The organism is Bradyrhizobium tunisiense (assembly GCF_042263385.1).
Lineage (GTDB): Bacteria > Pseudomonadota > Alphaproteobacteria > Rhizobiales > Xanthobacteraceae > Bradyrhizobium > Bradyrhizobium tunisiense.
In genome coordinates this window covers 167152-192448 of record NZ_JBHLEV010000007.1, presented here as the reverse complement: position 1 = coordinate 192448, position 25297 = coordinate 167152, and the positions used below count along the sequence as shown (strand labels likewise).

Annotated in this window: 22 protein-coding genes; 19 read left to right on the top strand and 3 right to left on the bottom strand. The window is 63.0% G+C overall.

The genetic code is table 11. The annotated features are described in order from the left end of the window. Positions 1-8: 8 nt before the first annotated feature. Together ACFDR6_RS27310 and ACFDR6_RS27305 are read right to left on the bottom strand one after the other, a co-directional pair. Positions 9-851: a hypothetical protein gene (locus ACFDR6_RS27310; RefSeq protein WP_375860170.1), complete on the bottom strand. Its 843-nt coding sequence runs from the start codon at positions 849-851 to the stop codon at positions 9-11. Between the two features lie 91 nt (positions 852-942). Next, the gene (locus ACFDR6_RS27305; protein ID WP_375860169.1) at positions 943-1683 is read right to left on the bottom strand and encodes a hypothetical protein; all 741 of its coding nucleotides are present in this window, start codon (positions 1681-1683) and stop codon (positions 943-945) included. A gap of 478 nt (positions 1684-2161) precedes the next feature. Here ACFDR6_RS27305 and ACFDR6_RS27300 point away from each other — a divergent pair, with 478 nt between their 5' ends. From ACFDR6_RS27300 to neuB, 7 genes are all read left to right on the top strand, one after another. After that, positions 2162-3046 (top strand): class I SAM-dependent methyltransferase, encoded by an 885-nt coding sequence (locus tag ACFDR6_RS27300; RefSeq protein WP_375860168.1) that lies wholly within the window; start codon positions 2162-2164, stop codon positions 3044-3046. Between the two features lie 51 nt (positions 3047-3097). After that, the gene (locus ACFDR6_RS27295; RefSeq protein ID WP_375860166.1) at positions 3098-5605 is read left to right on the top strand and encodes a hypothetical protein; all 2508 of its coding nucleotides are present in this window, start codon (positions 3098-3100) and stop codon (positions 5603-5605) included. 84 nt (positions 5606-5689) lie between these two features. Continuing rightward, a complete protein-coding gene (locus ACFDR6_RS27290) occupies positions 5690-6892 on the top strand; it encodes an HAD-IIIA family hydrolase (protein WP_375860164.1) in 1203 nt (400 codons plus the stop codon). A 138-nt stretch (positions 6893-7030) separates the two neighbouring features. Next, on the top strand, positions 7031-8050 hold the full coding sequence (locus tag ACFDR6_RS27285; protein WP_375860162.1) for an NAD-dependent 4,6-dehydratase LegB: 1020 nt from the start codon (positions 7031-7033) through the stop codon (positions 8048-8050). Then, positions 8043-9254 carry a LegC family aminotransferase gene (locus ACFDR6_RS27280; protein WP_375860161.1) on the top strand — a complete coding sequence of 404 codons (1212 nt, stop codon included), beginning with the start codon at positions 8043-8045 and terminating at the stop codon, positions 9252-9254. The genes ACFDR6_RS27285 and ACFDR6_RS27280 overlap by 8 nt, the downstream gene beginning before the upstream one ends. After that, positions 9247-10425, top strand: a complete 1179-nt coding sequence (neuC, locus tag ACFDR6_RS27275; RefSeq protein ID WP_375860160.1) for a UDP-N-acetylglucosamine 2-epimerase — start codon at positions 9247-9249, stop codon at positions 10423-10425. Before ACFDR6_RS27280 ends, neuC begins: the two co-directional genes overlap by 8 nt. Beyond that, the gene (neuB, locus tag ACFDR6_RS27270; protein WP_317243263.1) at positions 10422-11492 is read left to right on the top strand and encodes an N-acetylneuraminate synthase; all 1071 of its coding nucleotides are present in this window, start codon (positions 10422-10424) and stop codon (positions 11490-11492) included. Before neuC ends, neuB begins: the two co-directional genes overlap by 4 nt. On the opposite strand, the gene ACFDR6_RS27265 is transcribed toward neuB, so the two are convergent. Continuing rightward, positions 11489-12100 carry an acetyltransferase gene (locus ACFDR6_RS27265; RefSeq protein ID WP_317243262.1) on the bottom strand — a complete coding sequence of 204 codons (612 nt, stop codon included), beginning with the start codon at positions 12098-12100 and terminating at the stop codon, positions 11489-11491. The two genes, neuB and ACFDR6_RS27265, sit on opposite strands and share 4 nt — an antisense overlap. A gap of 195 nt (positions 12101-12295) precedes the next feature. Here ACFDR6_RS27265 and ACFDR6_RS27260 point away from each other — a divergent pair, with 195 nt between their 5' ends. The 12 genes from ACFDR6_RS27260 to ACFDR6_RS27205 all read left to right on the top strand — a co-directional run bounded on the left by ACFDR6_RS27260 (position 12296) and on the right by ACFDR6_RS27205 (position 25296). Further along, on the top strand, positions 12296-13345 hold the full coding sequence (locus ACFDR6_RS27260; RefSeq protein ID WP_375860158.1) for a nucleotidyltransferase family protein: 1050 nt from the start codon (positions 12296-12298) through the stop codon (positions 13343-13345). Continuing rightward, complete coding sequence (locus ACFDR6_RS27255) at positions 13342-14250, top strand: Gfo/Idh/MocA family protein (protein ID WP_375860156.1); 909 nt, start codon at positions 13342-13344, stop codon at positions 14248-14250. Before ACFDR6_RS27260 ends, ACFDR6_RS27255 begins: the two co-directional genes overlap by 4 nt. Next, the gene (locus ACFDR6_RS27250) at positions 14247-14948 is read left to right on the top strand and encodes an acylneuraminate cytidylyltransferase family protein (protein ID WP_375860155.1); all 702 of its coding nucleotides are present in this window, start codon (positions 14247-14249) and stop codon (positions 14946-14948) included. The genes ACFDR6_RS27255 and ACFDR6_RS27250 overlap by 4 nt, the downstream gene beginning before the upstream one ends. Positions 14949-14961: 13 nt before the next feature. Then, entirely contained in the window at positions 14962-15783 is an 822-nt protein-coding gene (locus ACFDR6_RS27245) for an SDR family oxidoreductase (RefSeq protein ID WP_212091207.1), read from the top strand. Positions 15784-15793: 10 nt separating this feature from the next. Beyond that, positions 15794-17317, top strand: a complete 1524-nt coding sequence (locus ACFDR6_RS27240) for a lipopolysaccharide biosynthesis protein (protein WP_375860153.1) — start codon at positions 15794-15796, stop codon at positions 17315-17317. Beyond that, positions 17318-18208, top strand: coding sequence for a class I SAM-dependent methyltransferase (locus ACFDR6_RS27235; RefSeq protein WP_375860152.1), 891 nt, complete (start codon positions 17318-17320; stop codon positions 18206-18208). It abuts the gene before it with no gap. After that, positions 18205-19137 (top strand): hypothetical protein, encoded by a 933-nt coding sequence (locus ACFDR6_RS27230; RefSeq protein WP_317243257.1) that lies wholly within the window; start codon positions 18205-18207, stop codon positions 19135-19137. The genes ACFDR6_RS27235 and ACFDR6_RS27230 overlap by 4 nt, the downstream gene beginning before the upstream one ends. Before the next feature lie 25 nt (positions 19138-19162). Then, positions 19163-20551, top strand: a complete 1389-nt coding sequence (locus ACFDR6_RS27225) for a surface carbohydrate biosynthesis protein (RefSeq protein ID WP_212091196.1) — start codon at positions 19163-19165, stop codon at positions 20549-20551. 4 nt (positions 20552-20555) lie between these two features. Then, the gene (locus tag ACFDR6_RS27220) at positions 20556-21959 is read left to right on the top strand and encodes a capsular polysaccharide export protein, LipB/KpsS family (protein WP_375860150.1); all 1404 of its coding nucleotides are present in this window, start codon (positions 20556-20558) and stop codon (positions 21957-21959) included. A gap of 11 nt (positions 21960-21970) precedes the next feature. Beyond that, the gene (locus ACFDR6_RS27215) at positions 21971-22720 is read left to right on the top strand and encodes a glycosyltransferase family 2 protein (RefSeq protein ID WP_212091190.1); all 750 of its coding nucleotides are present in this window, start codon (positions 21971-21973) and stop codon (positions 22718-22720) included. 106 nt (positions 22721-22826) lie between these two features. Further along, positions 22827-24305: a DUF6056 family protein gene (locus ACFDR6_RS27210; RefSeq protein ID WP_375860148.1), complete on the top strand. Its 1479-nt coding sequence runs from the start codon at positions 22827-22829 to the stop codon at positions 24303-24305. Between the two features lie 28 nt (positions 24306-24333). Then, the gene (locus tag ACFDR6_RS27205; protein ID WP_212091184.1) at positions 24334-25296 is read left to right on the top strand and encodes a glycosyltransferase family 2 protein; all 963 of its coding nucleotides are present in this window, start codon (positions 24334-24336) and stop codon (positions 25294-25296) included. The last annotated feature ends 1 nt before the right edge of the window (position 25297 follow it).

Here is a 25297-nt window from a genome sequence, read left to right as displayed (position 1 = left end):
CCGTCCAGCTAATGCTGCAGAATACCGGCGAGATTCATGTGCGCCGGACGCGAGTGCTCGATGCCCAGCAACGTCCGCCGATTATCGTTCGTGCGCTGCAAGTGCAGGCTGGCGAGTGTCATTCCGACGCAAGTGGTAACCGTGGTCCCGCGACCGCCGAACGGCTTGAGAAAATCGAACACGCGACTGCCGAACATGTCGACGACCGACATCTCGCGCGCACCGAGCGGCGGAATTTCGCCGAAATCGCCCTCGATCTGCTCGCCATCCTCGCGGATCAGCTTCGAGGTCGGCCGCGCCGAATGAGCATATTCGGGATCAGAGGAGTGATTGATCAGCATCACGCTGCTGACGATGTCACTGGTCGCAATGATCTTCGGATTAATTCCGGTGAACCCGACATGCGCCTTGAGCCTGCCCTCGTTCAAGGGGCGGGCAAACGCGCCGGTGCGGTAGATCGCGACGTTGTCCCGATCGACATAGGTCATCGAATAGCTGGCAGGCGAGGATCGGAAGCCGTCCATGCGACCGCGCGACATCACGGCAATGACCAGATAATCGTCCTGCGGCAGCTTGAGCGAGGCGAACAGGCGCGACAGCTCGATCTCCACGGAGGCGCCAGGCGCGTAGCTTTCCGGAAACGCGTAGGTCGCCCGGTACTCGCCATCACGCGACAGGATGTGTAGCCTGAACCGGAGCTTCTTGCTGAAGCCCGAGGCGACCAGACTGGCGAGCTCGGGCACGAGATCCTTCACCGTTTCACGAAGATTCTTGCGCAGGCTACCGGCGACGAGGCTACGAAGATACCTGACGTCGACCGGACGGTACCAAGCAGGGATCGAGAAACCCATGCGCGACTCGACACCCGCGAAAGTCGGAAACATGAATCTGGGCTCGTAGGGCTTCCAGGGACTGGACGAGAAACGTGTCACGAATGCGCCCTTAAAAATGATGCAGGCTGAACTTGCCGTTGGCAAATTCATAATAGCTGAACGGACTGGCGATGTTGGTTCCCTTGAACTCCAGGGCGAAACCTTCGGCCGCGCCGATCAGCCCTTCAGCCTCGGGGAAAAGGTCCAGCGTGCCGATGCGAACGGCGCCCATCGGTGCGATCTCAGGCAGCGCACGCTGACCCAATTCGGTGCCGTCCAGGGCCACGAGCCTGGCCGTCCCGACCGAGACGCCCTCGGATGCGATGCAGGAGTTCACGAGCACCACGCCGGACTCCTTCAAGAACCGCGTAAGATAGGATTGCATCCAGGCGGAGGTCGGGAACGGCGCTGCGGCGACCGGTTCGCGCTCGTGCGACAGCGTTATCGCGCCGTGCTGCGAGAAATATTGTGCGTAATAGCCGGTCGTCACCTTCCGTCCGGGACGAAGCTTGGTCTCGTGCTTCGGGACCAGCGTCATCGCGACCGTTCCCGAAACGCGTGGACACAGCTCCGACGTCTGCAATTGCAATTGTCCGTTGACGCCGAGTTCCCTGTGGAAATATCCGGCCGGCTTGCCCGCCCCGTCGAAGAGCCAGACATGAGCATCCACCTCCGGATGATCCTTCATGAAAACCGAGAAGTAGTTGAAGGCGCAGATTTCCGTCGTGACGATCTCGTCGTTGCGCAGGTATAGCACGGCGGGCGGATAGCCCCTTGCGACGGCCTCGCCAATCAGCAATTCACCGGGCATGCGACAGGACTCGGCGGGAGAGCAAGGGATCGGCATGGACCGAACCGGCCGGCGGCTCTGGACAAATCATACGCGATGTTCTTGCCCGCATGCTAAAACGTCGACGCGATTTCAGGCTTGTTTACGCTGAGCCGACAGGAGAATCAACCGGGAACGGCGTCGCATCGCGCAGCTCGAAAGCCACGGCACGAGCACCGTCGTCATGCTCACGAGCAGCCGGTTTTCTTCAGCCGCGTGGCAGCCGGAAAACGCGCGGCAGCCGGACAAGATGATGCTGTACAGGCGCCCACGACTTCCCTGCCCTGGAATCCTTGCAATGCCCCTGCGGCTCCCGTATGACCGAATCCGGCTACGGGACCTGGTACCCGCTTGAAAACAGGCCGGAACATCGGCCTATCCTGGATCAAAACCGTGCTTCAGCGACTGCTCGTGCGCATCACTCCAATCACGGCGTCCATTCCGCCGAGGAACCGCTGACGTGCGCTGGCAGACAAAGGCGCGAGCGTTCTCGGTGCTGTCGAATATCCCCTGGGGCGAAGACTTGCACTATGCCCTGCAGCGCTACGTCACACGACGACTGCCACGACCCGAGAAGCAGGTCAGATCCATCTACACCCTTGCCCAGCGGCTACTGGCAGTCCACGAGACGTACAGCTTGCGGCCGCTGCGGGATTCGACCTGCTTCGAGTTCGGCGCGGGACGCGATCTGATCGTTCCGCTGGCTTTCAGCGCCCACGGCGCACGGCGCTTCATCACCGTCGACATCGAGCGCTTGGCCAAGCTGGAACTGATCCGCTCCAACGCCGCCATCGTTTCTCGACTGAGCGGCACTGACCACCCCGAGATAAATTCCCTGGAGGATCTCGAGCCTTCGTGGAGGATCGACTATCGCGCACCGTCCGATGCCCGGACGACCGGCCTGCCCGCCGCCTCGATCGACTGCGCGGTCTCCGTCGAAACGCTCGAGCACATTCCCAAGCGCGACATCGCGGCAATCTTGAAGGAGCTGCGACGCATCATGCGTCCTGACGGACTGATCCTCATGCAGATCGACTATGGCGATCATTTCAAGGGCTTCGATCCGTCCATCAGTTCGTTCAACTTCCTGACCTATTCCGAGGAGGATTGGGCGCCTTTTCAGTCGCGCTTCCAATACGTCAATCGTTTGCGCCACAGCGAATATCTGCAGCTGTTCAGGGAGGCAGGGTTTCAACTGCTGAGCGACCAGCCCGACCGCCGGCCGCCGGAACAGCATATCCTGGAACGACTGGCACCATGTTTCAGAGACTTCTCCGAAGAGGACCTTTTTACGCTCGGCTCGCTGATCGTTGGCCGCCCGGCCGAGCTATCGAAAGGAAACTGAAGATCGCCATCTCCCGGTTGCTTGGCCGAAGCCCATTGTAGAGATCTCCCGATGTGGACGACCACATTTGTCCTGACGTTCCTGTTCTTCCTGATACAGCTCGGCACCGGGTTTTCGATTCTGGCCATTGCCTCAACGAAATTCGTCGAGGTGTGCCGATTCACGAGGGCTCAGCTCGTCGTTCTCGGATTTACGGTTGGCGCATCGACAACGGGCATCCTGCTCGGACTACTCTCGCTATTCGTAAGCGATATGCGGCTTCACCTCGCTGCAATGCTTGCCGTCTCCGGCTTCGGCCTCGTATGGTCATGGCCCAACTGGCGCCTCGGCCCCGGAGAGACACGCGCCGCGGCCACTTGGTGCATCCTGGCGGTGCCGATCGCGCTCCTGACGTGGTGGTGGTCCTTCGGCGCATTTTCGAGCTTTCCTTACGGGGACATCGGCGCGGATGTTCACTGGATGAAGACCGCGCAGGAGTACGCCGACGGTGGCGTCATCAATCCCTACGCGGCCCAATCCTATGTCGATCTTCGCTCGGCACTCGCAGGCTCCCTCGCTGGAACGCTCGGCCTGGATCTTCTGAGATTCAACTGGACATATCGCTTCTTCTCAATCCTGTTCTTCCTGTTGGCGTCCTACGCCTTCGTGCAAGGCATCTATTCCACGTCCCCGCGAAAGTGGATCTCCTTCTTCTTTGCCGCGACCGGCAACGCGATTGTCCTGATGACAAACGGTAGCCTGGCTGTCGCCAGCAGTGTCGTGTTTCTCGGCGTGCTGATGAACAATGCCGAGCGGCACGCAAACGATCTGTCGACACGATCTGTTTTGCTGCTGACGGCTATCGCCGGTGCAACGCTTCTGCTCGCGTTCGCATTCAACAATAACACGCTTGTACTTGCGTTACTCATGGCCGGGCTACTCGTGGTGAGGATCCTGGGTAACACGCGAAGATATGCAGGGCTTCTCTTTCTTGGTTGCATCTGGCCAGCAACGCTGCTGCTTGCACATCGCGGTTCCTTTCTGTTCGTTCCAACAGTCCTGGTCTGCTGGCTTCTCTATCTTGCCATCGTGCGGGTGATTTCCGTATGGCCATCCGCCAGCATCTCGGTCCTGCGATTTCTTTCCTTCGCGCTGCCCCTGATCATTGCCGGAATTGTCGTCTGCGTTGCAGGAATGCGCTTCGGCTACATTCCGCCGATGAGCGCCAATGACACGTTCTCCCCGATCACTGGCCTAATTCTAGGCAGACGGATCGAGGGCGGCGAAGAGCTGTTCCTGGGCTCCGGGCCGCAGGTCGCGATGATCGAGCTTGGCAGGGCGATGGGCCCGCTTTTCACTATTTGCATCACGCTGGGCGTCGCATGGTGGTGGATGACCCGACCGGTCCTCCGTAGTCCCTCTGGCGCGATCGGACCTCAAACCGAATGCTTCCTGACACTCGTGTGGTCCTGGATTGCCGGCTGCGGCCTGATACTGGCCGCTCTCTCGGGCTTCCCTTTCCTGTATCGCATCAGCACAATCATATTGTCGTTGCTGACGATCGCGGCCACCGAGACTTTCTGTCAGTTACTGATCGATACCAGCCCTCCCCGATCCCGACGGGCCATGGTTGCGGCGGCGGTCACGGTGCTTGCGACCGCCCTTGTGGTCTTGATCTACGCGTTTGCGTGGCGGACCGACCTGCCTTTTGCCGGCTACCAGTCATTCTTGCGACCGACGGAAATCGCAGGCATCGTACTGCTCACGGCGCTCGCACTATTGACCCTGGCCCGGTTGCGACGGGTCTACATTTACAGTCTCGCCGGGGTCGTGGGGTTGGGCATGGCGATAGACAAGATCGGCCTGTCAGGCATTGTTAGAAGCTACAGTTACGGTGCGCTTCCGGACCGCACTGAGGTCATTTCCCATTACAACGCCGACGATCTTGAAGTCGCACGCTGGGCCCGCGGCAACCTGCGAAAGGGCATCCTTCTCTCGGATCCGTATACATTGGGCATGGTCCAGGCCATCACGGGCGCGCCGGCCGCCTATCTGTTCTCCAATCTGGACACCGTGAACGAAGCGGTCGCGAAGCGGACAAAATCGGTGGTGCGCACGATCCTGCAGCCGACCGAAGGACATCAGCGGCTTGAAAGCACCTGCAGCTTGATCGCTCCCCTGGTGGGGGCGATCAATTCGGAGGCCTTCTTCCAGATGCGAAGGGTCGACGCGCTGGGCGGAATCATGAAATCTGTCCGCACCGTGCCCGCAGCGGTTCGGAAGGCGGCCCCGCCGTCTTCTGACCTCATCGCGTCCGGAAGCCCGGAAATGCCCGCCGAGCAAGCCAAGTCCACGATCACGAACATCCTGGCGACAGGTGAGAACGCCTGGAACCTCGTCGCGATCATCACGCCCCGCACGATCGCGTGGACACATCTCGCGGCCGACCAGCGTCTCAGCTATTTTCCTCCTGTTGAGCCGATGGCGCCCGCTATCGCCGATGCGCTTCGCGCAAGCCCGTTTCCGGTGCTGTTTGCCAACAGGCAGGCGATCGTCGTTCGCATTCCCTGTTCACGCTGATCGTGGAAATGGGATTGAAATTGTCCCTCGCATTGTCGCAGATTGCGTTAGGCATCACCGTCCACACCATCAAAAGAGCACATCATGCTGAGACAGGCCGTCATCCTCGTCGGAGGGCTCGGCACACGGCTAGGTGAGCGCACCAAGCTGGTTCCTAAGCCAATGCTCGAGATTGGCGGGCGGCCGTTTCTCGACACGCTGATCGACGAACTCGTGCGCTACGACGTGTTCGACGAGATTCTCCTGCTTGCCGGACACAAGGCCGAGATCGTCGAGAGCCATTATGCCGAGAAGAGCAAGGGCCGGGCAAAGATCCTCGTATCGCGCGAGATCGAGCCGCTCGGCACCGGCGGCGCGCTTGTGCATGCGCGCGACCTGCTGCACGACCGGTTCCTGCTGCTCAACGGCGATTCGCTGTTTGACTTCAACCTGCTCGATCTGATCTCGCGCGCGCATGGCGGCCGCGTCCACATGGCGCTTCGCGACGGCGTGGTCGGGGACCGCTACGGGCGCGTGGTGCTCGATGGCGACGTCGTGCGTGATTTCATCGCTCCCGGCGCGGGCGCCACGGGACCGGTCAATGCCGGAATCTATGTCGTCGACAAATCCATCCTTGCCGACATCGTAGAACTTCCCGCATCGCTCGAGCAGGATGTCTTCCCCGGCCTTTCCGCGTCCGGCACACTGCGCGGTACAGCCTATCGCGGGTACTTCATCGACATCGGAATTCCCGACGATTTCGCGCGTGCTGCTCGCGAGTTGCGGGAGCAGCTACGGCGGCCGGCCGTGTTCTTCGATCGCGACGGCGTCCTCAACCACGATTCAGGATACACTTTCGAGACGCACAAGCTCGAATGGATCGAAGGGGCACGCGAGGCCGTGAAAGCCGTCAACGACGCCGGCTATTTTGCCTTCGTCATCACCAATCAATCAGGCGTCGCACGCGGCTACTACGAAGAGCACCACGTCCTCACGCTGCACCGCTGGATGGCGGACGAGATGGCGCTGATCGGCGCGCATATCGATGCGTTCGAATATTGCCCTGACCACCCCGACGGGACCGTTGCGCGCTATTGCCGAATGAGCGACCGACGCAAGCCGGCGCCCGGCATGATCACCGATCTCGCCAAACGCTTCCCCGTCGACATGACGGGCAGCATGGTGATCGGGGACAAGGAAAGCGACATGAAAGCGGCGCAGGCGGCCGGCGTGGCGGGACATCTGTTCTCGGGGGGCAATCTGGAATCCTTCGTCAAGCAGCACCTCGGCCCGGCACGTGGGGTCTAATCCGGTCGGACTGCGCTCAAATTGCCTGCGGAGATGGTCATCCGGTGGGGAGGAGGACTCGTCTGTTGCACGCAACCGCCAGTGTGCTATAGCGCCATCCTATTGCGAAGACTGGATTAATCGCGTTTGGGGTCCGGCATGGAAGATCTGAAGGGCGCCCGCGTCCTCGTCACCGGCAGCGACGGCTTCATCGGCTCGCATGTCGTCGAGGAGCTCGTGAGAGCTGGCGCCCGCGTCAAGGCGATCGTCTACTACAACTCCTTCAACTCCTGGGGCTGGCTCGACGCGGTACCGGCCGACGTGATGACGTCGGTGGAGGTAGTGGCTGGCGACATCCGCGACCCGCATTTCATGATCGCGGCCGCGAGCGGCTGCACCGATGTGCTGCACCTGGCGGCGCTGATCGCCATCCCATTTTCCTACGTGGCGCCCGATTCCTATGTCGAGACCAATGTGCGCGGCACCGTGAACGTGCTCCAGGCCGCGCGCATGGCCGGTGTGCGGCGCTTCGTTCAGACCTCGACCAGCGAGGTTTACGGCACGGCGCAGACGGTTCCGATCAAGGAGAGCCATCCACTGGTCGGGCAGTCGCCCTACTCGGCCTCAAAGATCGCCTCCGACCAAATGGCGCTGTCGTTCCAGGCTTCGTTCGACATGCCCGTCGTGGTGATCCGGCCGTTCAACACATTTGGTCCGCGGCAATCGGCGCGGGCAGTGATCCCGACGATCATCAGCCAGATCGCGACAGGCAAGCGGAGGATCCGCCTCGGCGCCGTCAGCCCGACCCGAGATTTCTCGTTCGTCACCGACACCGCGCGCGGGCTGATCGCGGGCCTCACGGCGCCTGCGGAGCAAGTCGTGGGCCAGACCATCAATCTCGGCAGCGGCTTCGAGATTTCGGTCGGCGCTACCGCGCAGATGATCGCCGACGTCATGGGGACGACGATCGAAATCGAGACCGATGAAATGCGACTGCGTCCCGCCAATAGCGAGGTCGAGCGGCTCTGGGCCGACAATTCCAAGGCACGCCAGCGGCTCGGCTGGAGCCCGGAATTCGGCGGCATCGAGGGCATGCGACGCGGCATGGTCGAGACGGTGAACTGGTTCACCAATCCTATCAACCTCGGCCGCTACAAGGCTGACGTATACAATGTCTGAGGCGATGGTGGGCGGTCCCGTGACGAAGTCAGGCTTCGATCAAAAGACGATCGTCGATGCCGTGCGACGCGCGGTGGGAACGCCGAACGGCATCCTCGGCCTGCATGAGCCGGTGTTCGCCGGCAACGAGATCGCTTATCTCGAAGAGTGCATCAAGAGCACCTTCGTCTCCTCGGTCGGTCCCTTCGTCGATCGGTTCGAACGCATGCTCGAGGAGGTCACCGGCGCCAGACGCGCGGTCGCCGTCGTCAATGGCACGGCCGCGCTGCATGCCTGCTTCAAGCTCGCCGGCGTCGAGCCCGGCGACGAGGTCATCTCGCCGGCGCTGACCTTCATCGCGACGACAAATTCAATCGCCTATTGCGGTGCAGCGCCGCATTTCGTCGACAGCTCGCTCGACACATTGGGCATGGACGCGCGCGCGCTCGCGGTGCGACTCGATACGATTGCGCAGAAGACCGCGACCGGCACCATCAATCGGGAGACCGGCCGCCGCATCGCGGCTATCGCGCCGATGCACACCTTCGGCCACCCCGTCGATCTGGACACGATCGCCGCCCTTGCGGACGAATGGAACATCGCACTCGTGGAAGACGCCGCGGAATCGCTGGGGTCGACCTACAAGGGCCACGCGGTCGGATCGCGGGCGCGCCTCGCGGCACTCAGCTTCAACGGCAACAAGATCGTCACCACCGGCGGCGGCGGCGCCATCCTGACCAATGACGAGGAGCTCGGCCGCCGCGCCAAGCACCTGACGACGACGGCGAAGCTGCCGCACAAATGGGCCTTCATCCACGACGAAATCGGCTTCAACTACCGCCTGCCGAACTTGAACGCGGCACTCGGTTGTGCCCAGCTCGAGCAGCTCGACGGCTTCCTGGCGAGCAAGCGCAAGTTGGCTTCAGCCTATCAGCGCGCCTTTGCGGATGTTCCCGGCGTCCACTTCGCGCGCGAGCCAAAGGACACTACGAGCAATTACTGGCTGAACGCGATCCTGCTCGACGAAGCAAATGCTGACCGCCGCGACGACGTCCTTGCCGCGCTCAACGATGCCGGCTTTGGCGCGCGTCCGGCCTGGACGTTGATGCACAAGCTGCCGATGTTCGCGCAAAGCCCCCGCGGCAACCTTTCCACCGCCGAATCCATCGAACGCAGGCTGATCAACCTGCCCAGCAGCGCCAGTATCAGGACCCGCGATGAATAGTGGCGCGCGAAAGATCTGTTTCGTCACCGGCAGCCGTGCCGATTTCGGGCTGCTGATCTGGCCGATGCGCGCCATCCGGGGAACACCCGGCCTGACACTTCAGCTCGTCGCCACCGGCATGCACTTCGCGCCGGAGTTCGGCTACACTTTCAACGCAATCCGCGACGAGGGGTTCGAGGTCGACGCGCGCGTCGAGACGTTGCTGAGCAGCGACACCGGCGCCGGCGTCGCGAAATCGGTCGGGCTCGGCGTCATCGGCTTTGCCGATACCTTCACACGGCTACAGCCGGATCTCGTCGTCGTGCTGGGCGACCGTTTCGAGATGTTCGCAGCCGCACAGGCCGCGATGTTCATGCGGCTGCCGATGGCGCATCTGTTCGGTGGAGACGTTACCGAGGGCGCGGTCGACGAATCCACGCGCCATGCCATCAGCAAGATGTCGCACCTGCATTTCACCAGCAATCACGCCTCGACGCGACGATTGATACAGCTCGGCGAGCACCCCTCCCGTATCCACACTATCGGCTCGGTCGGCATTGACGCCATCAAGCATGTCGATCTGATGGACCGCGACGACATAGGCGGCGCGATCGGGATGCCACTCGGCGAACGCAATGCGCTCATCACATTCCACCCCGTCACGGTCGAGGCCGGACGCTCGGTGGCCGAGCTGGACGAATTGTTCGCAGCGCTCTCGACGCTCGATCCCGCCTTTCGTTTCGTGTTCACGCTCGCCAACGCCGATGCCGAGGGCCGCGCCTTGAACGCCCGGATCGAGGCTTTCGCGGCCAGCCGGCCGAACACGATCGCGGTCGCCTCGCTCGGGCAGCTTCGCTATCTCAGCCTGATGAACCAGGTGGACGTCGTGATCGGCAATTCCTCGAGCGGCGTGCTCGAAGCGCCCTCCTTCGGAGTTCCCACGGTCGATATTGGCGACCGCCAGAAGGGACGCGAGCGCGCGACGTCTGTATTTCACGCAGCGCCCGAGCGCGGCGCCATTGCCGCCGCCATCGCCGCGGGGCTGCAGCGCGGCCGTCAAGCCACCGTCAACCCTTACGGCGACGGCGAATCCAGCCGCCGATTTGCTGAAACTATCGCTGGCATCCCCGATTTCAGACCGCTTCTGGTCAAAGGCTTTTACGAGCTTCCGCCAAGAGGGGCGCAGGCATGACCACGCACACGCTCATCATCGCAGAAGCCGGCGTCAATCATGACGGAAGCCTGGAGAAGGCGCTGGCGCTGGTCGAGGCCGCCGCGGATGCCGGCGCCGACATCGTCAAATTTCAGACCTTCAATGCGAAAGCACTGGCTGGCAGCGCAGCAAGGAAGGCCGATTATCAGCAGCGCACGACGGATGCCGACGAAAGCCAGCTTGCCATGCTGGAACGGCTCGAGTTGCCGCAGGCCGCGCATCACACGCTGATCGAACGTGCGAGGGGGCGCGGCATCGAATTCCTGTCGACGCCGTTCGACGACGCTTCGCTCGCCTTCCTGCTGTTGCTGAAGCTGCCGCGCATCAAGATCGGATCAGGCGATCTCACCAATGCACCGCTGCTGCATGCGGCCGCCAAGGCCGGCGCGAAATTGATCCTGTCGACAGGCATGGCAACGCTCGGCGAGATCGAGGAGGCGCTGGGCGTGCTCGCGCATGGCTACAGCCAATCCGATGCCCCACCAGGCATCGCCGCTTTCCGCGCCGCATGGCGCGATCCAGCAGCGCGCACGACGCTCGCACAGCAAGTGAGCCTGCTGCATTGCACGACCGAATATCCCTGCCCCGTCGGCGACGTGAACCTCGCGGCGATGGGCACGATGCGGTCCGCGTTCCAGCTTCCGGTCGGCTATTCCGATCACACAGACGGTTTCGAGATCTCGGTGGCCTCCGTCGCGCTCGGCGCGACAATCATCGAAAAGCACCTGACGCTCGACCGCGGGGCGCAAGGCCCCGATCACGCGGCTTCGCTCGAGCCCGACGACTTCAAACGCATGGTCATCGCCATCCGCAACGTCGAGCGTGCGCTCGGTGACGGCGTGAAGACGCCAAAGGGCTCCGAGATCAGGAACGTCCCTGTGGCGCGCAAGAGCATCGTTGCGGCGCGCGCGCTGAAGGCTGGCGAGACCATCGGCCCCGCCGACATCACCGCCAAGCGACCCGGTGCGGGCCGGCCGCCGATCGACTACTGGTCGCTGGTCGGAACGGCCGCGCCCCGCGCGCTCGAACCGGACGATCCGCTTTAGCCTTGCGGCTTGGCCGGCACACCGCGAAGGACCGATCCTGGCGGGCATGGCGCCGTGACGACCGATCCCATCGCGACCAGCGTGTCGTTGCCGATCGCGATGTGGTCCCTGACCCGGCTGCCGAGGCCGATGAAGCAGTTCTCGCCGATCGTCGTGCCCCCGCCGACCACGGTTCCCGGCGACAGGTGCGTGCAATCGCCGATTCGCACGTCGTGCTCGACGACGACAGCGGAATTGATGATGCAGTGATCGCCGATGCGGCTTCGTCCATTGACGATCGCGCCCGGCATGATGACGGTGCCTGCGCCGATCGTGGCTGACGGCGAGACGATCGCGCGCGGATGAATCACGGACGCCCAGCGCTTGACCGGCATGCGGCCGATCATCTGCCGGCGTGCGGGCCCCGCCTGCATCGATCCGACTCCCACCACGAAGGCGGCATCCGGATACTCTGGCGCGGCCTCGTCGGTTCCGAGATAACTGACGTCGCCCAGCGTTCCGGGCTGCCGATCGAGGAAGCCGACGACCTTGAACTGGCCGGACAACAGCGCCGCTTCGTAGACCATGAAGGCATGCTCGCCGCCGCCTATGATGATGAGATCATCCATCGCGATTCCCCTGCGCCCGGCGATCTTAACGGGGGATCGCGGGTCTTCAAACCGTCGATTCGGGCCACGAAACGCTGGGGTTAACGGAGCTGTTCAGGGGGTACCGTTGGGGTTGACGCCGCCTCTCGCACCCGCGATATAGCAAGCTCAGCCGTGGGCCGCCCCCGATATCTGGCGTATACGAGGCAGATTGCCATGAAATCCTGGCGTAAGGCCGTCGTTGGAACGCAGGCGACCGTGGGCGAGGCCATTGCTGCCATCGAGAGCGGAAGCATTCAGATTGCGCTCGTGCTCGACGACCAGAATCGCCTGCTCGGCGTGGTCACCGATGGTGACGTGAGGCGTGGCCTGCTGCGGGGTGTACCGCTCACCGGACTTGCAACTGACATCATGAACCGCGGCCCGGTGTCGGCTTCTGCGACGCTGCCGCGCGAGGATCGCCTGCAGCTGATGCGGCAGAAGTCGATCAAGCAGCTCCCGCTGCTCGACGAGGGCGGCCATCTGGTCGTGGTCGAGACGCTCGATGAACTGCTCGAACCGGCTCACTATCCGAACCCTGTCCTGATCATGGCGGGCGGCCTTGGCGAGCGCCTGGGCGCGCTGACGCGCGACGTGCCGAAGCCGATGCTCAATGTCGGCGGCCGACCGCTGCTCGAGACGATCGTCCGCAACGTCGTGCAGCAGGGTTTTGGCAACATCTTCATCTCGGTCAACTACAAGGCCCAGACGATCAAGGACTACTTTGCCGATGGTGCCGCCTTCGGCGCCAATATCCAGTACGTCCACGAAACGGAACGCCTGGGGACTGCAGGCGCCCTCGGACTCTTCAGGGCGCCGCCGGCTCTGCCCATGATCGTCACCAACGGCGACATTCTCACCACGATCAACTACGGGGCTCTCCTCGATTTCCACAACGCGACGCCGGCTGAAGCGACGATGGCCGTGCGCGAGCACAAGGTGCACGTACCCTATGGCGTCGTGTCCACGTCAGACGGTTTTCTCGACGCCATCCGCGAGAAGCCGACCGAGAGCTGGTTCGTCAGTGCCGGCATCTACGTGATCGGCCAGTCCGTCTTTCGCCACGTCACGCCCGGCGCCAGTATCGACATGCCGACCGTGCTGGAACGCGTGATCGCCGGCAAAGGGCGGGTTGCGGTCTATCCCATTCGCGAATACTGGCTCGACATCGGCCGCCTGGAGGATTTCGAGCAGGCTCATGCGGAGTTTCACGAGGTCTTCCCGTGACCTCGACAAAAGCCGTCGTGGTTGGCCTCGGCTCGATCGGCACAAGGCATGCGCGCATCCTGCGCGAGCTTGGCCTGGAGGTCGCGACCGTCAGTCGCCGCGAAGGCGGCGATTACGGATCGATCACGCAGGCCGTCGCGACGGCGCATCCGGACTATGTAGTGATTGCCACCGAGACCGCGCGCCACGCTGACGATCTGCAAGAGCTCGCGCAGGCAGGCTTCCACGGCAGCGTTCTTGTCGAAAAGCCGCTGTTCGCAACACCGGCACCGCCCCCGAGATATCCGTTTTCCCATGTCAGCGTCGGATACAATCTGCGCTTTCACCCCGTGATGACGTCTCTGGCCGAAAGACTGCGCGGGCGCGACGTGATCACGGTCGCCGCCTATGTCGGCCAGGACATCAGGGACTGGCGGCCTGGCCGCGATCACCGCGCGACCGCATCCGCCACGGCCGACGCCGGCGGCGGCGTGCTGCGCGATCTCAGCCATGAGCTGGATTATCTCCTGTGGCTGTTCGGCCCGTGGCATCGCGTCGCCGGGCTCGGCGGCGCGTCGGGCGCGCGCGACATCGACGTCGATGACCACCTCGACCTGCTGCTCGATATGCAGCGGGCGCCGTCGGTCCACGTCCACATGGACTATCTCGACCGACAGGGCATCCGCCGCATTCGCGTCAATGTCGACGACGACACCATCGAGGCAGATCTCGTTGGCAGCCGTCTTGCCGTCAACGGCAAGGCCATGGAGATCCCCAGCGAGCGCGACCAAAGCTATCGCGACATGCACGCCGCGGCGATGCGTGGTGCCAGCCCGGCTTGTTCGCTGCCCGAGGCGCTCGGCGTCGTCCACCTGATCGACGCCAGCGAGCGTGCTCTACGCACCAAGACCTGGATTTCGCCATGAGTCTTCTCTGCACGATCTGCGCGCGGGGCGGCTCGAAAGGAGTCGTCGGCAAGAATGCGCGCGACCTGCTGGGCAAGCCCGTGCTCGCATGGAGCATCGCGCAGGCGCGCGAGACCGGCCTGTTCGACGCGATCGCCTTCAGCAGCGATTCGGATGCACTGCTCGATGCGGCACTTAAGGCTGGCGCCGACATCGCAATCCGACGTCCGGACGAGATGGCGACCGATACTGCACCGAAGCTGCCGGCGATCCGCCACTGTCTCGAGCAGGCCATCGCGCAAACGGGCAAGACGCCGGAGATCTTCGTCGATCTCGACGTCACCTCGCCGCTCCGCCTGGCCTCAGACATTACTGGTGCCGTGGCACTGCTGCGCGCAAGCGGCGCGCGCAACGTCATCACCGGGGCGCCGGCGCGACGCTCGCCCTATTTCAACCTGGTCGAGCAGCGCGCCGACGGCAGCGTCGGTCTCTCCAAACCGGCCGACCCTCCGATCACGCGCCGGCAGGATGCGCCGCGCTGCTTCGACATGAACGCATCGATCTATGTCTGGCGCGTCGCGTCATTCCTGGAGCAGCCTGCGGTGTTCTATCCGGACACGCGCCTGTTCGAAATGCCGGAAGAACGCTCGATCGACATCGATTCCGATCTCGATTTTGCCCTGGTTGAATTGCTGCTGCGCCAACGACTGCCGGCCTGAGGAGCCTCAAGCGATGACCACGAGCTTCAAGGCTTTGTTCGATCTGACCGGCCGAACCGCCGTCGTCACCGGAGGCTGTGGCATCCTCGGGCGCCGCTTTGCCGAGGGCCTTGCCGAGTTCGGCGCCAACGTTGCGATTGTCGATCTGGATCAGGCCGCAACCGAGGCTGCAGCAGCCGACGTCGCCTCCCGCCATGCCGTCCGCGCCAGAGGCTACGGTTGCGACATCACCAATCCTGAAGCGGTCCGCAACACAGCCGATGCGATCGAGGCCGACCTCGGACCGGTCTCGATCCTGCTCAACAACGCCGCCAGCAAGACCCGCGACGTCGACGCCTTTTTTGCCCCGGTGGAGAAGTTCTCGCAGGACACCTGGCGGGAGATCATGGCAGTCAATCTCGACGGCATGTTCAACGTTGCGCAGGTGTTCGGCGGCCGAATGGCCGAGCGCGGCTACGGCGCTATCGTGCAGACAGCCTCGATCTACGGCCTGCTGGCGCCCGACCAGCGCATCTACGAAGGCTCCGAATATCTCGGCCGGGCCATCAACACGCCCGCCGTCTACACGGCATCCAAGGCCGGCGTGATCGGCCTGACCAAGCACCTGGCGACCTATTGGGCGGCGAAGGGCGTCCGCGTCAATACCCTCACCCCCGGCGGGGTCGAGAGTGGGCAGAATGAGACCTTCAAGGCGCGCTATGGAGCCCGTATCCCCATCGGCCGCATGGCTCGCGCGGACGAGATGGTCGGCACAATGCTGTTCCTGGTATCGGACGCCGCGTCCTACGTGACTGGCCAGAACATCGCCGTCGACGGCGGCCTGAGCGCCTGGTAGCACGACCTCAATGATCAAGCGCCTGATCCAGAACACGGTGATTTCGGCGCTTGCCTTCGGCGTAGCCGCCTTGCTGGGCCTTGCGGTCATTCCGCTGATCATCGGGACCTGGGGGGTGACCGAGTTCGGCCTCATTGTCATCTCGCGGCTATTGCTTCCCAGCGGGATGATGGCGGTGCTGGACCTCGGCCTGTCCGAGGTCGCCACGCAGGTCGTCGCGCGTGCGAGAGAGCATCGAAATTGGACGCAGGCCAGCCGTCAGATCGCTTTCCTGGGGGTGGTCTCCATCGCTCTCACCGTGATCCTCAGCGCAGCCATATGGTTCGCGACACCGCTGTTCGTCATCGTGATGAAGGTTGACGCCGCGCATCTGGAGACGTTCACCCGGATCATGCACTGCACCGCCCTCGCGAATCTGATCTTCGTTCCGGCGCTGGTGTGGGAAGGTATCGTCAAGGGCTTCGAGCGCTACAACCTGCTCCGCATTGCGGAAGTCACGTCAACGGCGGGGTATGTCGGTCTGACATTCGCAGCCGCGTGGGCCGCGGCAGGCTTTGAAGTGGTCGCCTACATCTATCTTGCCACGCTTCTGGCCCGCGCCGTCGTCATTGGAATTGCTGCGTTGGTCGCCCTGCGGCACAAGCACGTGCGATTGCTGCCGTGGACGTCGGACATCCGGCAGGATATTCTGCACCGCTGCGTGCTGCTCCTGCAGGGCAAACTGATGGGCGGCGTTTCCGGACCGCTTCAGCCGTTCCTGATCGGATTGCTGTTCGGCCCCAAGGCCGTCGGCACCTACGACGCGCTGGTGCGATTGTCACGGGTTTCCAAAGTCGTCGTCAGCCTCCTGACATCCGCCTTGCTTCCCGTTGCCAGCCGCCTCGACGAGCGCGGCAGCGCGACGGCGTTCCAGCGTCTCGGTGACCTCGGCCTCGTCATGATGCCGATGTTCGTGGTGCCGCCGCTTGCCGCGACCGCGATCCTCTCGCCCGAGATCATGAACATCTGGATCGGTCCCCTTCTTGCGCCATACGCGTTCTGGATGGGTTTGAGCTTCCTGGTTCCGATCTGTGCCCAATACGTGGCGATCGGCAGCCTGATCTTTCTGACGCGGCCGGACGTGCAATCCAGGCTCAACAGGCTGGTCGCCGTTCAGCTTCTGGTCTGGGCGGTGGTCTCCGCCGCGACATTGCACCTGTTCGCGGAACGCGCTTTGATACTCGGCCAAGTCGTCGGCAGTATCGTTATCCTGCCCTTGCAGCTGAGAGAGTTGCGCGGTGCACTCGATCTCGACCGCAATCGCTTCGCGAAGGGTATCGGAACCCAGTTCGCAATCCTTATGCTGGCAAGCATTTTTCTAGCAACAATTGCAGGTTACATTCGGTTCGACAGCGTGCTAAAGCTCGCGCTCGGTTCCATGGTTTTCTGTCTGGTTACCTGGACACTCCAGTACTTCCTCGTGCTTGAAAAGCGGCACCGGACTGTATTTCCAGCCGTCGGACAACTGATGGGACTGACATCCAAAAGCAATTGAATGAACATCCACGCGACAGACACGAAAGCCGTCATCACAGGTTTCGCTCCGGCGTCGTTGTCGGACAAGGCGGCGACTTATGCGCTGGATGCAGCGAGGAGCATCGGACGCCTCGCGATGCGCCGCGTCAAACGCACGGCCGACGTCGTAGATTCCGAGTACAATCTATCGCACTGGCAGCGAACGCTGTCGGAAAAGGCCTGGACGAAGGCCGCAAGCATCGGCGAATTCCTGATCCCGAAGAATCCCGCGCGGGGTCTTCGCAAGGTCGACAATCAGATCTGCAGGGTCGCAGCCGACGACTATTATCGCTATCGCGCCAGGGCCCTCGGCGAGCTACTCGCGCGACACACGGGTGGCGCCACGGAGATCGTCGAACTCGGTGCGGGCTGCGGCATCAATCTGCTGTCGCTGCATCTCAATCATCCCGACTGGAGGCTGCGCGGGTTCGACATCGCGCCGAACGGCATCGCTGCGGGCCGCGAGATCGCAGCGCATTATGGCCTGTCGGACCGGATAACGCTCGACAGGATCGACCTGACCGACGGCAACGACCCAAACTACGCGGCGATCAGGGACCAGGTCGTTTTCACCTATTTCTGCATCGAGCAAATTCCTTACGACGTGCGCAAGGTGGTGGACAACATCATCGCTGCGAGGCCGAAACGCGTCATCAACATCGAGCCGACGACGGAGCTGCTGAATTTTTCGAGTCCGCGAGATCTCGTCAGCTTTCTCTACATCCGCTCGGTCGACTACCAGACCCAGCTGTTCTCGACGCTCGACGATTACGAGCGACAGGGCCGCGTCCGCATCTTGGCTCGCGAACGCATGCCGTTCGCACCGACGATTCACAATGATGGTTTTTTGTATTGCTGGGAGCCCACATGACAACCGTCGACACGACGGCTGATCGGCCTGCCCCGAAAAAGGCGAAGATCAGCCAGTTCCGCCGCCTCCTATGGCACGTCAACCGCACCGATCTCGGATGGGGGCTGAAGGCGGCTCTGACCGCCCTGCAATTGCCTGCGCGCGCAAAGCGCGTCGCGCTTCTCAAGCAGCTTCCAGCCAAGCCCGAATGGGCCGAGGCGAGCCGCAAACTCGCCGAGGACGGTTACGTCGACGTGTCCGCGCTCATCGATCGCAGCCTCGCGGAAGCCGTCGCGACGTTCGCCGACGGCAAGGTGAGCCGCCTCAATGAGCTCGTCGGCCAGCAGAAGGAACGGCACAAATCGTTCTGGGTCAGCCTGCTGGACGAGGATCTCGTCAACGGCGCCTTTGCGACCGACCATCCGTTCGTGCGCAACGCCCTGCAGCCAGCCGCGCTGCGCATCATCGGCGATTTCATGCACGACCTGCCGCAATTGTCGGACGTGGTGCTGACGCTGTCGCAGCCGACTCCGAACCAGGCGCTGAGCTTCTCCCAGCTATGGCATCTCGACCACGACGACAAGCGTGTCTGCAAGCTCTTCATCTACCTGACCGATGTGCGGAACACCGCCGACGGTCCGTTCACCTTCATTCCAGCCGGACCATCGAAGGCGTTCCGCAACACGCTCAAGAGCCACATGAGCGATGCGCAGGTATTCGCCAAGACCGGTCCCGGCGTGGTCAAGGAGATGGTCGCGCCCCGCCTGTCGTGCTTCATCGTCAACACGGCCCGCTGCCTGCACATGGGAAGCCGGATCCAGTCGGATCACAGCCGCCTCCTCTACACGGCAACCTATATCCAGCAGCCGCGCATCTATCCCGAACCGCCGGCGCGCTTCCGCGCGGCGGGTGCCCTGACGGAGCTTGAGCGCACCGTGATGCGGCTCTGACACGGACCTGCCGGGAGCCCACATCTTGCGCATAGGCCTGGTGGTCGATCACCCCAAGCGTGACCTGCCGGGGGCAGTCATGCTCGGTTATCAACTCGCGCGGCGCGGCGTCTCCGTCGTGCTGGTGCCGATGTACGAGCAGGCCGTCGATGTCCCGCGACTTGGGCTGGACGCGCTGGTCGTCAACTATGCGCGTCCCGTCAATCTCGGCCTGATGCAGAGCTTTGCCGGAGCCGGGCTGGCGCTGTACGTGCTCGATACCGAAGGCGGCGTGCTCGCGGAAAAGGGCGGCAACTCGCCTCCGGCGATGGCCGCTCATATCAAGGGCAGCGGCTACGCCGATATCCTGTCGGGCTATTTCTTCTGGGGAAGCCGGCTGCACGACGCCTTCCTCGCAGCCGGAACGATGAAGCCGGAGCAGCTTCACCTCACCGGATGTCCCCGATTCGATTTCGCAGCCCCTCGCTGGCGGGCGCTGCTCGACGGCGAGCCACGCGGCTATTTGCTCGTCAACGCCAATTTCCCGCTGGTCAATTCGCGCTTTACCGGCAAGCCGGGCGGAGAACGCGAAGCGATGGTGCGAGCCGGTTGGGATGGCGCCTATGTCGACCGCTTCATCGCGGACCTGAAGCAGGTCTTCACCAACTATCTCGCCGAGATCGAGCGGCTCGCCGCAGCGCGGCCCGACCGCAACATTCTGGTGCGCCCGCACCCCTTCGAGAGCGAGGAGGTCTATCGCAACGCCCTCTCGCGCCACCCGAACGTCCTGATTGACGGCACCGGCAGCGTGCTCGACCGCATCCGCAATGCAGCCGCCGTCATTCATCTCAACTGCGGGACGGCGGTCGAATCGGTCTTGCTGGGGAAATTGCCGCTCCAACTCGAATATTTGAACACATCGATCACCGCCGGCCATGCCGCGCTGCCCGCGCGCGTGAGCCGGCAGGTTGACTCGTTCGAAGAGCTGCTCGGCGCAGTCGATCACATCGAGCGTGAGACCGAGACCTTCGATTTCGCTCGCGTTCACGCCGCCGATATCGAAGCCTTCTTCCATCTCAACGACGGAAGAGCTGCCGAACGCGTCGCCGACGTCCTAGCCCGCGCAACGCATTCGGGCCACCCCTACCTCTCGCTGCTTGCGACCGTGAAAGGCACGCGGGCAAAGCCGAGCCTAGGCCAGATCGTCAAAGGCGCCGCCAGCGCAGCGCTCGGCTCGGCCGTCACGGAGCGGCTACGCAGCCAGTTCAACCCGGCTCGGCGCGACAAACGGATCGCGCCGTCATTCGTCCAGACCCTGCTTCAGCGCATCGCCGCCTATGACCAGGCGAGCCCGTCTCAATTTACGGCAAGACGCGCGCAATGCGCGACGACGGGCTTGCCGCTCGCGAGCATTGCGATCGAACACGTCCGATAGAACCATGGCAACATCTGCAAAGACCATTCTCATCACCACCCTTGCCGAATACCAGACCCGGTTCTGGATTCCGGTCGCGCAACGCTTGCGCGCGGCAGGCCACGATGTCGAGCTGCTCGCCTTCGATGATCGCAGCGCGGAGATGTCGGCTACCGAAGGCGTTCCGGTCACGAACATGTATCGTGAAGGCCTCAAGGCCGGCCCCTCGCCCGAGGATCGCAAGGCGCTCGACGCGCGCGTCGTATCTTACGGACTCGACGGAACCAATTTCCTGTTTAGCCACGAGCGGTTCACTTTCGGAATCCGCGATACTGCCGCGCTGCGCCGGCGCTTCATGATCTATACCAACGCGATGGAGGCGGTGCTCGACCGGCTTGAGCGACAAGGCAAGCGCCCCGAACTGGTGCAGGAACTCGGCGGCTTTCTTTCCGTGATAGCGAGCTTCTACGCCGCAAAGCGCCGCGGCATCCGCAACTGGTTCATCGAGCCTTCGTTCTTTCGCGGACGCATGTACTTTACGCCCGACACTCTCGGCGCACCCGACGTAATGCCGACGCCGGCGGACGCTGTGTCGCCCGAGGTGCGCGCCTATCTCGACGAAACGCTGACGCAGCGCGCGATTGTCATCCCCAGAAAGGATCAGCACCATTATTCGGCGGCCTTCAAGAAGGTCCTCAATTTTCGCAACGCCCGCCGCCTCACCGAGAAGCTGTGGGACCAGTTCGCGCTCGGCAAGCACCAGGAGTTCGGGCACAATCTGCGTCATGCCCGTGTCCACGCTGCGATGGCGCTCAACGCGACACGGCTGCGCAAGCTCTACAAACCGATTCCGGAAACGCCCTTCGTCTACTACCCGTTCCACGTTCCCGCCGACATGGCGCTGACGCTGCGCTCGCCGGACTATCTCGACCAGGTCGCGACCGTTGACTTTCTGCTGCGCACGATCCCGGATTCGCATGTCCTGGTCGTGAAGGAGCACCCTGCCCAGATCGGTGCGATCTCGGCCGATCGCCTGTTCGAACTGGCCCGCCGTTTCGACAATTTCGTACTGCTGCCGCCGCAGACGAATAATTACACCGTTCTCAATCGCGCCGATGCGGTCATCTCCGTCAACAGCAAGTCTGGTGCGGAAGCGCTGCTGCTCGGCAAGCCCGTCGTGGTGATGGGTGATGCGTTCTACCGCTCCTGCCCGCTGGTATACGCGGTCGATCGTCTGGCCGAAGTGCCCGCGCGACTGCGCGAGGCGCTCTCCGCCGGTCCGTTCGATCCGGCCAAAGGCGCGGCTTATTTCGAATCTGCCTGGCGCCGGTCTTATCCGGGCGAGCTTTATATCGGCGATCCCAAGCTGCTCGACACGTTTGCGGCCTCCTTGCGCGCGGCAATCGCCGAGCCGGCCCGCGTGAGCTGAACGGACCCATCATGCCGCTCGTCTCGATCATTACACCGTCCTGGAATGTCGAAGGCCTGATCGAGGAGACGATCCGCTCGGTGCAGAACCAGACATTCGCCGATTGGGAGCTCTTGATCGCCGACGACTGCTCGACTGACAAGACGCCGGCTATCATCGCGGACATCGGCGAGCGCGATCCACGCGTCAAGCTGATCCGGCAAGCCAGAAATGGCGGCCCGGCGCTGGCGCGCCAGGCGTCGATCGACGCCGCTCAGGGCCGCTATCTCGCCTTCCTCGACAGCGATGATCTTTGGCTGCCCGAGAAGCTGGAGCGGCAGCTTGCCTTCGCGCAGGAGAAGCAGGCCGCCCTCAGCTACACCGCCTTCCGCCGTATCAACGAGGCTAACACCGTCACCGGACGGCTGATCGAAGTGCCGGCCTCGCTGACTTATGACCAGCTCCTGAAGAACACGGCGATCGCGACGCTGACGGCGATGGTGGATCGCGAGATCGCCGGCCCCATCGTGATGAAGAACGAGGGCTACGACGATTTCTGCCTGTGGCTATCGATCCTCGAGCGCGGCCACACCGCATACGGCCTCAATGAGGATCTTGCACGCTACCGCGTCAGGGGCTCCTCAGTATCCAGCCGCCCGATGCGCTCGGCCAAATGGGTCTGGCAGATCTACCGCAATGTCGAGCACCTCTCCCTCGTCAAATCAGCCTGGTGTTTTGCCCATTGGGGAGCGCGGGCCTGGCTGAAGCGACGGGAGTTCTAGTGACGGCGCAGCTCACCGCGCAAGCCGCACGCTGCAGCGGCCGGAAATGAACATTGCGACCCGGGTCGGTTGTCTCTAGTCTGGCCCAGATCGCAGGGGGCTTTGCGTGGACAATCAAGGTGTTATTCCAATCGCAGCGCGTCCCCACGCCGATGGCCGGGCCTGGATTGGCTGGACGCTGTGCAGCCTGTTTCCTGCAATTTTTCTGCTGGTTCTGTTCGCGCTCACGTCACTTAGCGCGCCCGAACATGACGACTTCTGCTTCGCGGATTTGTACGCGCGTCATGGTTTCATCGATACCGTATCGCTCTTCTATCACTCGCAATCGGGCCGAGTTCTGGCTCTTTGGCTGACCCAGGTTCCGCCGGCGATCTCCGCAGCGGCGGGTGTCAGCCTGTTGTCGGCCTATTCACTGACGATGGCCGCGAGCGCAGGGCTGTTCCTGGCCGGCACGGCGCTCGCCATAGTCCGTGCATGGCCTCGCACCACCGCTCTGCAATTGGTTTTCCTCATACTTGCATTCGCGAGCGCCGTGGTCAGCGCTGCCCCGAGTGTGCGCGATCTGCTCTATTGGCTCTCGGCCGTGACCTGCTATGTCCCGCCCGCCTTGATCACCATCCTAATCCTCGGAGAGTGCATTCGGACCCTTGACGGGGAGGCCGGCTTCTCCTGGACGCTCAGCCTTGCGATGGCTCTAGGCGGTTTCGCGGCTGCGCTATGCAACGAATTCACCGGGCCGTGGCTGCTGCTGATTGTCTCGGCGTCACTGGCTGCGCGCCATCTCTTCGGCCAGCAGCGCCAGATCGTGCATCACTTGCTGATCGCGATCGCCATCGCGATCGGGTGGATCATCGTTGTCTCGGCCAGCGGCAACAGCGCGCGCATGGAACAACTCCCGAACGGCGGGCATGTGACATGGTCGGTGTTTCAAGCGCTCATCGACTCGCTCGTCGGTCTCGGTCGTTTCCTTCGAGAGCCCGCCATCGTCGCCTGGTTCGCCGCCGTCGGCCTCATCGCATTGATCGAGCCTGACCCGACGCCCCAGGGGCCCCAAGTGAGAAAGCTGTTGGCTCTCGGCACAATCGCGATCTGCCTGGCGTGCTGCTACTTCGAATATTTCGCTCATCGCTATGCGACGGGCATGCGGCTCATTGAACGGGCGCAGAACCAAGCATTGATCCTGCTGCTGTTCGGATCGACGCTGGGAGTCAAGCTGATCGTCGGTGCCTGCCGCCCGCAATTGCGCGAACGGGTTGCGGCGGGCGCGTTTCGCGGCCTGCTCGGCCCCATCGGGATGCCTGCGGGCTTGGCACTGCTCACGATCGCTTCGCTCTGCCTGAGCTCCACGGCATTTCAGCTGCGCGCGCAGTGGCAGGGCCTGTACCCGTACTGGCGGGAGAGCGCCGAACGGCATGCCCTCCTGACGACGAACCGCGAGCCCGTTGTCGCGGTTCCCCGTCACAGATGGACGCCGTCCCTGCTGATGACCGCCGATGTGACTGGCAACGCTGACCGGTTGCCGAACGACTGCATCGCCAGATATTACAACAAGTCCGCCGTCTACGCCGCCGACACGCCGCGATGAACATTTGCCCTTCTCGAGAGATGCGAACGTGAAAACAATCAGCGTCATCACGCCCTGCTATAATGAAGAGCTCAACGTCAGGGATTGCTATGATGCGATCCGGAAGATCTTCGACGCCGAGCTCCAGGGCTATCGGCGCGAGCACATCTTCTGTGATAACGCTTCCGACGATCGCACGGTCGAGATCCTGCGCGAGATCGCTGCACAGGACCCCGCGGTGAAGATCATCGTCAACGCGCGTAACTTCGGCCCGCTGCGCAACACTTTCAACGGCGTGATGGCCTCGCGCGGCGACGCTGTCCTTCTGTTCATGCCGGCCGACCTGCAGGATCCACCCGAATTGCTTCCCGAATTCGTCAAGCTGTGGGAAGCCGGATACGAGATCGTCTACGGCATCCGCGCGGTGCGCGAGGAAGGGCGGCTGATGCGCGGCATCCGCAACGCCTATTACCGCCTGCTGACCCGCTTCTCCGAGGTCAACGTTCCGCCCGGCGTCGGCGACTTCCAGCTCGTCGACCGGCGCGTGGTCGAGGCCATGCGGCACGTTCGCGACACATATCCGTTCATGCGGATGATGACGTTCGAATGCGGCGGCCGCGCCGTCGGCGTCCCCTACACCTGGCGCCAGCGCAAGAAGGGATTGTCCAAGAACCGCGCCGGCGCGCTGATCGACCAGGGCCTCAACGGACTGGTGTCCTTCACCACGGCACCGGTCCGCTTCGGGCTGCTCGCGGGTTTTCTGATCTCGGCGCTGAGCGTCGGTTACGCCATCGTCAATTTCGTGGTCGGCCTGATTCTGTACCGGCAGCTCGCCGAGCCCGGCATCATCACGCTGATCGTCGCCATGTTCTTCTTCGGCGGCGTGCAGCTGTTTTTCATGGGCATGATCGGCGAGTACGTCCTCGCGATCTACGGACAGGTGCGCGAGAAGCCCGTTGTGTTCGAGCGCGAGCGCGTCAATTTCGATCCCTCGCCGCCGTCTGGCGCATGAT

What these genes read in the sequence shown, in the direction of transcription:
- ACFDR6_RS27310 (WP_375860170.1), bottom strand. Translation starts at nt 851, where the DNA reads ATGGGTTTCTCGATCCCTGCTTGGTACCGTCCGGTCGACGTCAGGTAT.
- ACFDR6_RS27305 (WP_375860169.1), bottom strand. Translation starts at nt 1,683, where the DNA reads ATGCCCGGTGAATTGCTGATTGGCGAGGCCGTCGCAAGGGGCTATCCG.
- ACFDR6_RS27295 (WP_375860166.1), top strand. Translation starts at nt 3,098, where the DNA reads ATGTGGACGACCACATTTGTCCTGACGTTCCTGTTCTTCCTGATACAG.
- ACFDR6_RS27290 (WP_375860164.1), top strand. Translation starts at nt 5,690, where the DNA reads ATGCTGAGACAGGCCGTCATCCTCGTCGGAGGGCTCGGCACACGGCTA.
- ACFDR6_RS27285 (WP_375860162.1), top strand. Translation starts at nt 7,031, where the DNA reads ATGGAAGATCTGAAGGGCGCCCGCGTCCTCGTCACCGGCAGCGACGGC.
- ACFDR6_RS27280 (WP_375860161.1), top strand. Translation starts at nt 8,043, where the DNA reads ATGTCTGAGGCGATGGTGGGCGGTCCCGTGACGAAGTCAGGCTTCGAT.
- neuC (WP_375860160.1), top strand. Translation starts at nt 9,247, where the DNA reads ATGAATAGTGGCGCGCGAAAGATCTGTTTCGTCACCGGCAGCCGTGCC.
- neuB (WP_317243263.1), top strand. Translation starts at nt 10,422, where the DNA reads ATGACCACGCACACGCTCATCATCGCAGAAGCCGGCGTCAATCATGAC.
- ACFDR6_RS27265 (WP_317243262.1), bottom strand. Translation starts at nt 12,100, where the DNA reads ATGGATGATCTCATCATCATAGGCGGCGGCGAGCATGCCTTCATGGTC.
- ACFDR6_RS27260 (WP_375860158.1), top strand. Translation starts at nt 12,296, where the DNA reads ATGAAATCCTGGCGTAAGGCCGTCGTTGGAACGCAGGCGACCGTGGGC.
- ACFDR6_RS27250 (WP_375860155.1), top strand. Translation starts at nt 14,247, where the DNA reads ATGAGTCTTCTCTGCACGATCTGCGCGCGGGGCGGCTCGAAAGGAGTC.
- ACFDR6_RS27245 (WP_212091207.1), top strand. Translation starts at nt 14,962, where the DNA reads ATGACCACGAGCTTCAAGGCTTTGTTCGATCTGACCGGCCGAACCGCC.
- ACFDR6_RS27240 (WP_375860153.1), top strand. Translation starts at nt 15,794, where the DNA reads ATGATCAAGCGCCTGATCCAGAACACGGTGATTTCGGCGCTTGCCTTC.
- ACFDR6_RS27235 (WP_375860152.1), top strand. Translation starts at nt 17,318, where the DNA reads ATGAACATCCACGCGACAGACACGAAAGCCGTCATCACAGGTTTCGCT.
- ACFDR6_RS27230 (WP_317243257.1), top strand. Translation starts at nt 18,205, where the DNA reads ATGACAACCGTCGACACGACGGCTGATCGGCCTGCCCCGAAAAAGGCG.
- ACFDR6_RS27220 (WP_375860150.1), top strand. Translation starts at nt 20,556, where the DNA reads ATGGCAACATCTGCAAAGACCATTCTCATCACCACCCTTGCCGAATAC.
- ACFDR6_RS27215 (WP_212091190.1), top strand. Translation starts at nt 21,971, where the DNA reads ATGCCGCTCGTCTCGATCATTACACCGTCCTGGAATGTCGAAGGCCTG.